This window comes from Streptomyces sp. NPDC004561 (assembly GCF_053602155.1).
In genome coordinates this window covers 11552-23538 of the sequence record NZ_JBSGDB010000088.1, presented here as the reverse complement: position 1 = coordinate 23538, position 11987 = coordinate 11552, and the positions used below count along the sequence as shown (strand labels likewise).

The 11987-nt window shown below is 72.9% G+C and carries 8 protein-coding genes; 7 read left to right on the top strand and 1 reads right to left on the bottom strand.

Going from position 1 to position 11987, the window contains the following annotated elements; translation table 11 throughout:
- Positions 1-221: 221 nt before the first annotated feature.
- The 4 genes from ccrA (at position 222) to ACWEN3_RS14630 (ending at position 4361) form a co-directional block, all read left to right on the top strand.
- Positions 222-1478, top strand: a complete 1257-nt coding sequence (ccrA, locus tag ACWEN3_RS14645) for a crotonyl-CoA carboxylase/reductase (protein ID WP_452970048.1) — start codon at positions 222-224, stop codon at positions 1476-1478.
- Between the two features lie 46 nt (positions 1479-1524).
- Positions 1525-2724, top strand: a complete 1200-nt coding sequence (locus tag ACWEN3_RS14640) for a cytochrome P450 (protein ID WP_452970045.1) — start codon at positions 1525-1527, stop codon at positions 2722-2724.
- Positions 2725-2907: 183 nt separating this feature from the next.
- Positions 2908-4122 carry a cytochrome P450 gene (locus ACWEN3_RS14635; protein WP_452970043.1) on the top strand — a complete coding sequence of 405 codons (1215 nt, stop codon included), beginning with the start codon at positions 2908-2910 and terminating at the stop codon, positions 4120-4122.
- A 44-nt stretch (positions 4123-4166) separates the two neighbouring features.
- On the top strand, positions 4167-4361 hold the full coding sequence (locus tag ACWEN3_RS14630; RefSeq protein ID WP_452970041.1) for a ferredoxin: 195 nt from the start codon (positions 4167-4169) through the stop codon (positions 4359-4361).
- Positions 4362-4403: 42 nt separating this feature from the next.
- On the opposite strand, the gene ACWEN3_RS14625 is transcribed toward ACWEN3_RS14630, so the two are convergent.
- Complete coding sequence (locus tag ACWEN3_RS14625) at positions 4404-6656, bottom strand: ATP-binding protein (protein ID WP_452970039.1); 2253 nt, start codon at positions 6654-6656, stop codon at positions 4404-4406.
- Between the two features lie 142 nt (positions 6657-6798).
- On the opposite strand from ACWEN3_RS14625, the gene ACWEN3_RS14620 reads away from it, so the two are divergent.
- From ACWEN3_RS14620 to ACWEN3_RS14610, 3 genes are all read left to right on the top strand, one after another.
- The gene (locus tag ACWEN3_RS14620) at positions 6799-7788 is read left to right on the top strand and encodes an aldo/keto reductase (protein WP_452970038.1); all 990 of its coding nucleotides are present in this window, start codon (positions 6799-6801) and stop codon (positions 7786-7788) included.
- A gap of 178 nt (positions 7789-7966) precedes the next feature.
- Positions 7967-10105 carry a SpoIIE family protein phosphatase gene (locus ACWEN3_RS14615; protein ID WP_452970036.1) on the top strand — a complete coding sequence of 713 codons (2139 nt, stop codon included), beginning with the start codon at positions 7967-7969 and terminating at the stop codon, positions 10103-10105.
- A 350-nt stretch (positions 10106-10455) separates the two neighbouring features.
- Positions 10456-11703, top strand: coding sequence for an MFS transporter (locus ACWEN3_RS14610; protein ID WP_452970050.1), 1248 nt, complete (start codon positions 10456-10458; stop codon positions 11701-11703).
- Positions 11704-11987 lie beyond the last annotated feature (284 nt).

Below are 11987 nucleotides of genomic sequence, written 5' to 3'. Positions count from 1 at the left end.
GCCGCCCGAGCACGTGGACACGGTCGTCGAAGTGACCGGCAACCACTACTCGATGCTGGAGGACCACGCCGGCACCACCGCGGCGGCCGTGGACTCCTGGCTGGCGGACGTCGTCACGGACGCGTCCGGCCCCACCGCACCCGAGGACGCGACGACCGCATGACCGGCCCGCGACCACCGCGAGCCCCCCAGACCGACAGAGCAGATGTGGGAGACGAATCATGACGAAGGCTCTCTACGAGATGGGCGAGACCCCTCCGCTCGGTGAGGTCCCGCGGCAGATGTACGCCTCGGTGATCCGCCAGGACCGCTTCGGAGAGCCGAAGCAGGCTTTCCGCACCGAGGTCGTCGACACGCCCCCGGTGGGCCGGGGGCAGGTGCTGGTCTACGTGATGGCCGCCGGCATCAACTACAACAACGTGTGGTCCTCGCTGGGCAAGCCGGTCGACGTGATCGGGATGCGGCAGCGCCAGGGCGAGTCCGAGGACTTCCACATCGGAGGCTCGGAGGCCTCCGGTGTGGTGTGGGCCGTCGGCGAAGGCGTCCGCAACGTCAAGGTGGGTGACCACGTGCTGCTCACCAGCGGCCAGTGGGACGAGACCGCCGAGGACATCCGGCTGGGCAGGGACCCGCTGGTCTCGGAGAGCATCAGGGCCTGGGGGTACGAGACCAACTACGGCTCCTTCGCGCAGTTCTGCCGCGTCGACGAGTACCAGTGCCACCCCAAGCCCGCCCATCTGTCGTGGGAGGAGTCGGCGGCCTTCCTGCTCACCGGGCCCACCGCCTACCGGCAGCTGTTCGGCTGGCGGGGCAACACGGTCCGCCCCGGCGACCCCGTGCTGATCTGGGGCGGCGCGGGCGGCCTCGGCTCGATGGCCATCCAGCTCGTGAAGCTGGCCGGCGGCATCCCGATCGCCGTGGTCTCCAGCGAGGACCGCTCCGAGTACTGCCGCCGCCTCGGGGCCGCGGGCACCGTCAACCGCCGCGACTTCGACCACTGGGGCCGCCTGCCCGACGTCGGCGACGCCGAGGCGTCGGCGCGGTTCCTGCGCGGCGCCCGCGGGGTCGGCAAGAGGATCTGGGAGATCCTCGGCGAACGCAGGTCCCCGCGGATCGTGCTGGAGCACAGCGGCCAGGACACCCTGCCGACCTCGATGTACCTGTGCGACAACGCCGGCATGGTGGTGATCTGCGGCGGCACCTCCGGCTACAACGGAGACGTCGACCTGCGCCACCTGTGGATGCGCTCCAAGCGCCTCCAGGGCTCGCACTACGCCGGCGCCCGCGAGTGCCGTGAGGTCATCGACCTGGTCGGCGCGGGCATGCTCGACCCCTGCCTGTCCGCCTGCGAGGGCTTCCAGGACATCGGGCGCATGCACCAGATGATGCACGACAACGTGCACCCCTCCGGGAACATGGCCGTCCTCGTGAACGCGCCCCGGCGCGGTGAGACCGCGCTCGAACCCGCCGCGGCCTGACCGGCCCGGTCGTACGAACCCCCCACCCACCAGCGCAAGGAGAGTCATGCCCGAGCCCACCGCCGACGCGCCCGCCGTCCCCAAGGCCCGCAGCTGCCCGTTCCTGCCGCCGGACGGCCTCGCCGGCATCCGGGCGGCCGCCCCCGTCACCCGGGCCACCTTCACCAGCGGCCAGGAGGCGTGGCTGGTGACCGGCTACGAGGAGGTGCGCGCCCTGCTGCGCGACCCCTCGTTCAGCGTCCAGGTGCCCCACGCACTGCACACCCAGGACGGCGTCGTCACCCAGAAGCCCGGCCGCGGCAGCCTGCTGTGGCAGGACGAACCGGAGCACACCGCGGACCGCAAGCTGCTCGCCAAGGAGTTCACCGTCCGGCGCATGCAGGCGCTCCGGCCGAACATCCAGCGCATCGTCGACGAGCACCTCGACGCCATCGAGGCGCAGGGCGGGCCGGTCGACCTGGTGAGGACCTTCGCCAACCCGGTGCCCTCCATGGTGATCTCCGACCTGTTCGGCGTCCCGGTCGAGCGGCGGCCGGAGTTCCAGGAGATCGCCGAGGCGATGATGCGGGTCGACCAGGACGCCGCCGCCACCGAGGCCGCCGGCATGCGCCTGGGCGGGCTGCTCTACCAGCTCGTCCAGGAGCGCCGGGCCGACCCCGGTGACGACCTGATCTCGGCGCTGATCACCACCGAGGACCCCGACGGCGTCGTCGACGACATGTTCCTCATGAACGCGGCCGGCACCCTGCTGATCGCGGCGCACGACACCACCGCCTGCATGATCGGCCTCGGTGCGGCGCTGCTCCTCGACCGCCCCGACCAGCTGGCCCTGCTCCGTGAGAACCCGTCGCTGGTCGGCAACGCGGTGGAGGAGCTGCTGCGCTACCTCACCATCGGCCAGTTCGGCGGCGAGCGCGTCGCCACCCAGGACGTGGAGCTCGGAGGCAGGCGCATCGCCGAGGGCGAGCAGGTCGTCGCGCACGTCCTCGCCGCAGACTTCGACCCCGCCTTCGTGGACGAGCCGGAGCGCTTCGACATCACCCGCCGCCCCGCCCCGCATCTGGCCTTCGGCTTCGGCGCACACCAGTGCATCGGCCAGCAACTCGCCCGGATCGAGCTGCAGATCGTCTTCGAGACCCTGTTCCGCCGCTTCCCGACCCTGCGTCTGGCCAAGCCGGTCGAGGAGCTCCGCTTCCGCACCGACATGGTCTTCTACGGCGTGCACGAGCTGCCCGTCACCTGGTGAACCCCGCACCACCGCCCACTTCCACGCGTGATCGGCGCAGGCGGACCGCGTGCGCCGATCACGCCTTCCCTCACCACACCGGGGGCGGCCGAGGCCGCCGTGAGGAGCCCTCACGCCGACCGCCCCCGTGGCCCTGCACGCATCGATGAACCACCGCACTGCCGATCGTTCGAAAGGCACCACATGACCGAGACCGAAATCCGCCGTACCGAGTCGCCGGCCCCCTCGTTCCCCCGGGACAGGACCTGCCCGTACCAGCCGCCGAAGGCCTACGCGGAATGGCGCGGCGAGAGCCCGCTGACGCAGGTCACGCTGTTCGACGGCCGGCCGGCGTGGCTGATCACCGGCCATGCCGAGGGACGGGCGCTGCTCGTCGATCCCCGGCTGTCCTCCGACTGGGGGCACCCGGTCTTCCCCGTCGTCGTCCAGCGCACCGAAGGCCGCGGCGGACTCGCGTTCCCGCTGATCGGCGTCGACGACCCCCTGCACGCCCGGCAGCGGCGCATGCTCATCCCCAGCTTCGGCGTCAAGCGCATGAACGCCATCCGTCCCCGGCTCCAGAGCCTCGTCGACCGGCTCCTGGACGACATGCTGGCGAAGGGGCCGGTCGCGGACCTGGTGTCGGCCTTCGCCCTGCCCGTGCCCTCCATGGCGATCTGCGAGCTCCTCGGAGTCCCGTACGCCGACCACGACTTCTTCGAGGCGTCCTCCCGCAACTTCGTGGGCGCCGCGACGTCGGCGGAGGCCGACGCGGCCTTCGGCGAGCTGTACACGTATCTGCACGGCCTGGTCGTGAAGAAGCAGGCCGAGCCCGAGGACGGCCTGCTGGACGAGCTGATCGCACGCCAGCTGGAGGAGGGCGGCCTGGACCACGACGAGGTGGTCATGATCGCGCTGGTCCTGCTGGTGGCCGGCCACGAGACCACCGTCAACGCGATCGCCCTCGGAGCCCTCACCCTCATCCAGCACCCCGAGCAGACCGACGTGCTGCTGCGAGACCCCGGCGCGATCTCGGGAGTGGTCGAGGAACTCCTGCGGTTCACCTCCGTCTCCGACTACATCGTCCGGATGGCCAAGGAGGACATCGATGTCGGCGGCGAGACCATCAAGGCCGGGGACGCGGTGCTGGTCTCCATCACGCTGATGAACCGCGACGCCAAGGCGTACGAGAACCCCGACGCCTTCGACGCCCGGCGCAACGCACGTCACCACGTCGGCTTCGGCCACGGCATCCACCAGTGCCTGGGGCAGAATCTCGCCCGCGCCGAGCTGGAGATCGCCCTCGGCGGGCTCTTCGCCCGCATCCCGGGCCTGCGGCTGGCCGTACCCCTGGACGAGGTGCCTCTCAAGGCCGGCCACGACGCCCAGGGTCCGATCGAGCTGCCCGTCACCTGGTGAGGACCCGGGCGGAGGGAACGGAAGGAAGGGAGGCGGGCCACGCCATGCGCATCACCATCGACCGCGACCGGTGCATCGGCTCCGGCCAGTGCGTCATGACCGCACCAGGTGTCTTCACGCAGGACGACGACGCGCTGGTCGCCCTGGTCCCGGGGCATGAGGACGGGGCGGGGGACCCGCGCGTCCACGACGTCCCCATGGCCTGTCCGGTGCAGGCGGTCGCGATCTCCGAGGACTGAGCGGCATCGGCCGGCGCGAGCCGAGGGAGCCGTCCACCACGCTCACCGGCCGGATCCGGGCCCGTCCCGCTCCGGGCACAGGCCCGCGAGCGCCTGGCCGGCGCCGTGGCCCAGCAGTTCGTGGAGCAGCGGCGTCGCGGGCAGTGCCGGGTGGAGGTACACGTGCTCGCGGCGTTGTTCGACGGCGGCCAGCAGCCTCCGGAAGGTGGTCCTCGCCTCCTCGGTCCGCCCGCAGTGATGTTGCGCCTGGCCCAGCAGGCCCAGGTGGAGCGGGTGGCGTAAGTACGTCCTGGACTCGCCCAGTTCGGCCAGTGAGGTGTGCATGAGATCGAGGCCGCCGTCGTGATCTCCCGCGTGCGCCAGGCCCCATCCCTTGACGACACCCAGCATCGCCTTCCAGTAGAGAAGCCCGTGCTCGCCCGCGACACGGACGCCCTTGTCGCCGGAGACGAGAGCGGTGCGGGCGTCACCCTCCCAGGCCGCCACGACCGCGTCCACGTACAGCGCGAAGGAGCGGTCGGACGGCCGGCTCTCGTACTCGGTGAGGCTCAGCAGCTCACGTCGGCGCGCGCCGGCCGTCTGCCGGTGCCCGAGGAGCCAGTGGGTGAAGGTGTCGTAGGAGCGGCAGGAGACACGTGGGTCGTGCTGAAAGGTACGGGCCAGTGCGTGACCCTCGTTGGCGAAACGATCCGCCATGCCGACGCCGCGCTCCAGTTCGGCCAGCGCCTGCGGCAGCATCCCGCGCACATGCAGCACGATGCCTTCGCCGTACGACGCACCCAGCGCCGCCACGGAGTCCCGGGTCTGGCGTGAGAGGTCCCGCAGCAGGCCGGAGAACTGCCGCGAGGCGTCGTAGCGGCCGGTGACCAGGTAGGCCGCGCACAGCGCCCAGAGCACCGGCGGGTCCTCGGGGGCATGCGTGGCCGGGCCGAGGGCGCGACCGCGCGTCAGTGCCGCCTCGGCCTCGGGGTGGCCGTAGCCGCGGGTGGTGGCGAGTACCTGGCCGAGCTGGATGTGCAGCTTCTGTTCCAGCCTCACCGTGGCGGAGTCGTCCGGCGGCAGGAAGCCGACCAGGTGCACCGCGCGGCGCAGCCAGATCTCCACCTGCTCGTACGCCATGCACTGCTCGGCGTGTTCCGCGGCGAGCAGCAGCCGGGGCAGGACGTCGGCGGCGGACAGCGCGCTCTTGGCGTGCCAGCTGTGATGTGCCACCCGCTCGATCTCCTCGCCCCCCACCTGCCCGCGCCGGCGTGCGCACAGCGCGTCGGCGACCCTGGCGTGCAGACGGTGGCGGTCCTCACGCGGGAGCTCGTCGACGAGCGTCTCCTGGACCAGGGCATGAGCGAAGTGCAGCCGCCCCGGATGGTGCGGGTCCTCCTCCAGCAGTCCGGCACGGATGGCCGACTCGAGACCCGTGATGACCGGTTCGTCGCGCGTCGCGGTCCGGTGCAGCAGGTCGGTGTCCACCTCGGCGCCGATGACGGCGCACAGCCGAAGCACCCGCAGGACCGGCTCGGGCAGCGCGGCGAACCGCTGGTGCAGCGCCTCGCGTACGCCGGTGGGAATGTGGGCCAGGAGCGCGTCGACCGCATCGGGGCGGTGGAGTTTACGGGCGTCTCCCACGAGGGAGAGGAGCTGCATCACGAAGTACGGGTTGCCTTCGCTGCGCCGGTGCAGCACCTCGACGACCATCGGATCCACACCGGGCCCCGCATGCGCCTCGACGAGGGCGCCGACGGCCTGAAGGGAGAGCCCGCAGAGCCGCAGCGTCTCGGTCCTGGGGCCGCGCAGCACGTCGGAGACCATCCGGCGCAGCGTCGCGTCCGACTCGGCCTCGAACTTCCGGGCCGTGAACACGATGCCGAGCGGACGGCCCTGGCCGCGGGTGCTCAGCAGCCTGAGCAGGTCGAGGGAGGCGCTGTCGGCCCATTGCAGATCTTCGAGGAGCAGCACGATCGGGTGCTGTCCGGCGAGGGCGAGCAACACCTCGCAGACCGCGTCGTGGGCGAGGAAGCGGGCCTGGGACCAGTCGGAGGCCGATCGCGGGCCTTCGGTCCGGGCCGCCGACCGCTCGGGCATCAGCGGGTCGAGCAGGGCGCCGAACGGCTCCGTCACCTCGCGAAAGGCATCCGGCCGGGTGGCGGACAGCCGCCGCAGGATCTGGGTCCACAGCCAGTAGGCGGGGACGCCTTCGCCGGGGAAGCAGGCCACAAGCCGGTGGTCACGCAGAACGACCTGTTCGGGCTTCCGGTGCGGCTGAACGGCCGAGTTGACTTGGAGCGCGCTCCAGGTCATAGCGTCGAAGACACCCCGGCGCGCGGGATCCGCGCACCCGGTCTCCCGCACGGGATGCCGGGTGCCGGGATCCGTCGCTAGATGGAGGAAGGCCCACGCACCGCGGGAAGACGACGATCGAGAGCGCGGGAAAGGACCACCCATGCAGAAGCGCAGTCTGCGGGACCTCCAGGTATCGGCCATCGGCCTCGGGTGCATGGGGATGTCGGCCTTCTACGGCACCACCGACCAGGACGAGGGCGTCGCGACCATCCGGCGCGCCCTCGAACTGGGCATCGACTTCCTGGACACCGCACAGCTCTACGGCCCGCTCACCAACGAGTCGCTGGTGGGCGAGGCGATCAAGGGTCATCGCGACGAGTACGTGATCGCGACGAAGTTCAACTACCGGATGGACGACGCGGTGCCGGGCGACATGAGCACCGTGGGCCGGCAGGACGGCTCGGCCGAGCATGTGCGCAGCTCGGTCCACGGCTCGCTCAAGCGCCTGGGCACCGACCACATCGACCTCTACTACCAGCACCGGGTCGACCCCGCCGTGCCCATCGAGGAGACGGTCGGCGCGCTGGCGGAGCTGGTCGCCGAGGGCAAGGTGCGGCACATCGGGCTGAGCGAGGCGAGCGCGGAGACCATCCGCCGCGCCCACGCCGTGCACCCGGTCACCGCGATCCAGAGCGAGTACTCGCTGTGGACCCGGGACGTGGAGGCCGAGGTGCTGCCCGCCTGCCGGGAGCTCGGTATCGGCTTCGTGCCGTACTCGCCGCTCGGGCGGGGCTTCCTCGCCGGGCGCTTCTCCTCCCCGGCCGAGCTGGACGAGAACGACTTCCGCCGCAACAACCCGCGCTTCACCGACGCCAACCTGGAGGCGAACCTGCGGCTGGCGGCCAAGGTGAAGGAGATCGCCGCCGAGAAGGACGTGACCCCGGCCCAGCTGGCGATCGCCTGGGTGCTGGCGCAGGGCGAGGACCTGGTGCCGATCCCGGGCACCAAGCGCCGCACCTACCTGGAGCAGAACGCCGCCGCGGTCGGCATCGAGCTGACCGCGCAGGACCTGGCCCGCATCGACGCCGAGCTGCCCGAGGCCGCGGGCGAGCGGTACGACGAGGCGGGAATGCGGTCGGTGAACCGGTAGGACCGGGCGTCACCGCCGCCGGGCGCCTACCCGGCGCGGTACGGCATGCCGACCGCGCCGGGTAGGCGTAGCGTCCCGGTAGGCGGAGACCCGGCACACCGGGCGAGGTCGCTCGCCCCCAGGACGCGGGCGAGCGCCCCGCCGGCCGGGGTCCGCCCCGCGTTGCTGGAGGTGCCAGGTGACGGGCCCAGGTGATCCGGCCGTCCGTACCGGGGAGCTGGATGCCGCGTTCGCGGAGACGGTGCGGCGCACCGGCGCGTCCATCGGTGCTCTGTATCTGCTGACACCGGACGAGCGGCTGCTGCGGCTGGACGTTCTGTACGGCATCTCCGCCGAGTTCGCCGCGCCGTGGGTGAGGGTGCCGATGACGGCTCCCGCGCCGGTGGCCGACGCGGTCCGCGAGGAGCGTGTGGTCTGGCTGGGCAGCCAGGAGCAGGTGGCTCGCAGCTATCCGCGCACGGCGATGGCGCTGCCGTACCCCTTGGCGATGGTCGCCGCGCCCGTCACCGGCCTGCGGCGGTGGGGTGCGCTGCTGCTGATGTGGCCGGCCACGCGTCCGCACCGGATGAGCCGGCGGGAGGAGGGCCACATCGCGTCCAGATGCCGGCAGCTGGCCCGGTTGCTGGAGGACTCCGATGGGTGCGGAGAGGCCCTGATGTCCGGTGCCGTCGCGCCGCGCGTCCTGGCCACCGCGACCGGTCGCTCGTCCGCCGGTCCGGCGATGGCCGCCGCCGACTTCGTCGAACGCCTGCCCGGAGGCAGTTGCGCACTGGACCTGGAAGGGCGGGTCACCTACGTCAGCTCCGGGGCCTGCGACCTGCTGGGGGTGACCGCCGAGCAGCTGCTGGGCACGCGGCCGTGGCAGTCCCTGCACTGGCTCGACGACCCCACGTACGAGGACCGCTACCGGGCCGCGGTGATCAGCCGGGAGCCGGTCTCCTTCAGCGCGTGCCGCCCGCCGGACGAGTGGCTGGAGTTCCACCTCTTCCCGGATGCCAGCGGCATCAGCGTCCGCATCGTTCCCAGCGGGGGGCGGAACCTGGCGACCCCGGCGCCGCCCCGGTCCGCGGGGAGCGCCACGCCCGCCCGCGCCGGGCAGCTGTACCAGCTGATGCACCTGGCCGCCGGGCTGACCGAGGTCGTCGGCGTCCAGGACGTCATCGACCTGATCGCCGACCAGGTCATGCCCGCGTTCGGCGCGCACGGTCTGGTGCTGTCCGCGGCGGATGCCGGCCGGCTGCGGATCACCGGCTACCGCGGCTATCCCCCGGCCAGCGTCGAGCGTCTCGACGGGCTGCCGATCGACACCGGGTTCACGCCGGCCGGGCAGGTCCTGGCCTCCGGGATACCGGCGTTCTTCTCGCAGCCGGATGAGATGCGGCGGCTCTACCCCGAGGCCGTGCCGGTCAGCGGCAAGCAGGCCTGGGCCTTCCTGCCGCTGATCATCTCCGGCCGGCCCGTCGGCTGTTGCGTGCTGTCCTACGAAGGCCCCCACGAGTTCCCGGCGGAGGAGCGCGCGGTCATGGCGTCGCTCGCCGGACTCATCGCCCAGGCCCTGGACCGGGCCCGGCTGTACGACGCCAAGCAGGAGCTCGCCCACGGTCTCCAGCAGGCACTGCTGCCCCGCACCCTGCCCACGGTCACCGGTCTGCGGGTCGCGGCGCGCTATCTGCCCGCGACCCGGGGCATGGACATCGGCGGGGACTTCTACGACCTGATCCGGCTCGGCGACAGCGCCGCCGTGGCCGTCATCGGCGACGTCCAGGGGCACAACGTCGCCGCCGCGGCGCTGATGGGGCAGGTCCGTACCGGGGTCCGGGCCCATGCGACGACCGGGGCGACCCCGGACCGGATCCTCTCCGGCACCAGCCGTCTGCTCGCCGATCTCGGGCCCGACCTGTTCACCAGCTGTCTGTGCGCCCACCTCGATCTCGCCGGGCGGCGCGCGACCCTGGCCAGCGCCGGGCACCCGCCGCCGCTGCTGCGCCTCGCGAACGGGGCCACCCGGCCCGTCGACGTCCCGGCCGGACCGCCCCTCGGGGTCGACCCCGCCGCCGTGTTCCCGGTGACCGGGATCCCGCTCGCCCCCGGCACGCTGCTCGCCTTCTACACCGACGGCCTCGTCGAACGGCCCGGCGTCGACCTCGACGACTCCATGACCGACCTCGCCGGGCGGCTCGCCGCGGCCGGCGACGAGGACCTGGAAGCGCTGATCGACGGTCTGCTGCGGCACGCCGGTGCGGCCGCCCGGCGCACCGACGACATCGCGCTGCTCGTACTGCAGGTGGCCGCCCCACCGGGCGGGTCCGAACGCTGAGCCGGCGCTCGCCGCGGTCGGCCGCGAGGCGACCGGTCTCCGGCAGCCTGTGAGCAACCCCACGCGTGCGGCCAACTACCAGCGGCGCGCGCCCCTTTGGCGGGCGTACGAACTCGGTGGCGGGGGCGCCCCCCTGCCTCCGTCCCGTCCCTTCTGCCACCATGGTCGGCGCCCGGACCAGGTGGCCCGGCCGTGCAGCGCAGCCGGCCCGACGGGTTCCGCCGGTCGCTCCTTCCGCCTCACCTGGTTGTCGAGAACCCTTCGTGTCCTCTGCCCCCGCCCTGCCCGCGCCCGTGTCCAGCACCGCCTCCGCCTCGCGTTCGCCGTGGCGGTCCCTGCGCCACCGCGGGATGCGCTGGTGGTCGGCCGCGAACTTCGTCTCCAACGCCGGTACCTGGATGCAGCTCACGGTGCAGAACCTGCTCGTGCTGCACATCACGGGCTCGGCGGCGGCCACCGGTCTGTCGATGTCCGTCCAGGCGGCGCCCGCCCTGTTCGTGAGCCTGCTGGGCGGCGCGGCGGTGGACCGCTGGCCGCGGAAGCTGACGGTCGCCGTCAGCCAGGCCCTGCTCGGCGTGGTCGCGTTCACCACGGCGCTGCTCGTGGCGCTGGACCGGATCGACATGCCGGCGCTGCTCGTGCTGGCCGCCGTGACCGGCGTCATCGCCACCGTCGACGGCCCCGCCTGCGCGCTGCTCGGCAACGACCTCGTGCCCGTGGAGGACGTACCGTCCGCGATCGGCGTGGGCTCCCTCGTGCACAGCGCGGGGCGGCTCGTGGGCACCGCGCTCGCCGGAGTGACCGTCGCCTTCCTCGGCACGGGGGCCGCCTACGCGGCCAACGGACTGTCCTTCCTGTTCGTGGCGTCCGTCGTGCCGTTCCTGCGGCCCGTCCAGGAAGCCGTGCGCAGGCCGGCGGCCGAGGCGCGGCCGGTTCCGGCGCCCGCGGAGATGACCGTGCGCGAGGGTCTGGCGTACTTCGTGCGCCGGCCCCGGCTGATGGCCCTCGCCGGGATCACCGGGATCAGCTCGGTCTTCGGCCGGAACTACGGCCTCACCCTCGCCGTCCTCGTCACCGGGCCGCTCGCGGGCGGCGCAGCGTCGTTCGGCACCGTCTCCACGGTGCTGGCCGTCGGCGGCATCCTCGGCGCGGTCCTCGGCGCGCGGCTGCGCAAGCCGTCGGTGCGGACCGTCGGGCTGCTCGCGGCGGCGGGCGCGCTGCTCCAGGTCGTGGCGGGGCTGTCCCCGTCGCTGGCCGTGCTGCTGGTGCTGGTGCTGCCGATGGCCGTGGTGGAGTCCGTCTCCGACACCGCCGGCACGGCCGTGCTGCAGACCGATCCGCCCGCCCATCTGCGGGGCCGGGTGCTCGGCGTGTGGAGCAGCGTCGGCACGGTGTGGGGCCTGGGCGGGCCGCCCCTGCTGGGCCTGCTCATGGAGTGGGCCGGGGCACGCGGCGCCCTGGTCGCGGGCGGCCTGCTGATCGCCGGATCGATCGGCGCGGGTCTGCTCGTACGCCGGCGCGGAGCCTTCCTCCCGGTGCCCGTGACCACGCGGGGCACCGACATGCCCGACCGAGCGGCCCTGAGCACGGCCGCCTGACACCCGGCAAGGCCGCGCGTCATTCCCGCCCGTCCGCGAGGCGACGGGCCCGATGCCATGACCGTCCAGCCGGGAGACGACGGACCGGTGCCATGGCCGTCCGGCCAGGAGACGACGGACCGGTGCCATGGCCGTCCGGCCAGGAGACGACGGACCGGTGCCCGTGGCCGTCCGACCGGGAGACGACGGACCGGTGCCATGCCCGCCGGCCGGCAGACGCTGGACCGGCGTCAGCCACGCCCGGACGCCAGACGGCAGACCGGCCTCATCCCAGGCCGGACAGC

Bases quoted from the DNA above. Each gene is read 5' to 3' on its own strand.
- ccrA (WP_452970048.1), top strand. From the start codon at position 222: ATGACGAAGGCTCTCTACGAGATGGGCGAGACCCCTCCGCTCGGTGAG.
- ACWEN3_RS14640 (WP_452970045.1), top strand. From the start codon at position 1,525: ATGCCCGAGCCCACCGCCGACGCGCCCGCCGTCCCCAAGGCCCGCAGC.
- ACWEN3_RS14635 (WP_452970043.1), top strand. From the start codon at position 2,908: ATGACCGAGACCGAAATCCGCCGTACCGAGTCGCCGGCCCCCTCGTTC.
- ACWEN3_RS14630 (WP_452970041.1), top strand. From the start codon at position 4,167: ATGCGCATCACCATCGACCGCGACCGGTGCATCGGCTCCGGCCAGTGC.
- ACWEN3_RS14625 (WP_452970039.1), bottom strand. From the start codon at position 6,656: ATGACCTGGAGCGCGCTCCAAGTCAACTCGGCCGTTCAGCCGCACCGG.
- ACWEN3_RS14620 (WP_452970038.1), top strand. From the start codon at position 6,799: ATGCAGAAGCGCAGTCTGCGGGACCTCCAGGTATCGGCCATCGGCCTC.
- ACWEN3_RS14610 (WP_452970050.1), top strand. From the start codon at position 10,456: ATGCGCTGGTGGTCGGCCGCGAACTTCGTCTCCAACGCCGGTACCTGG.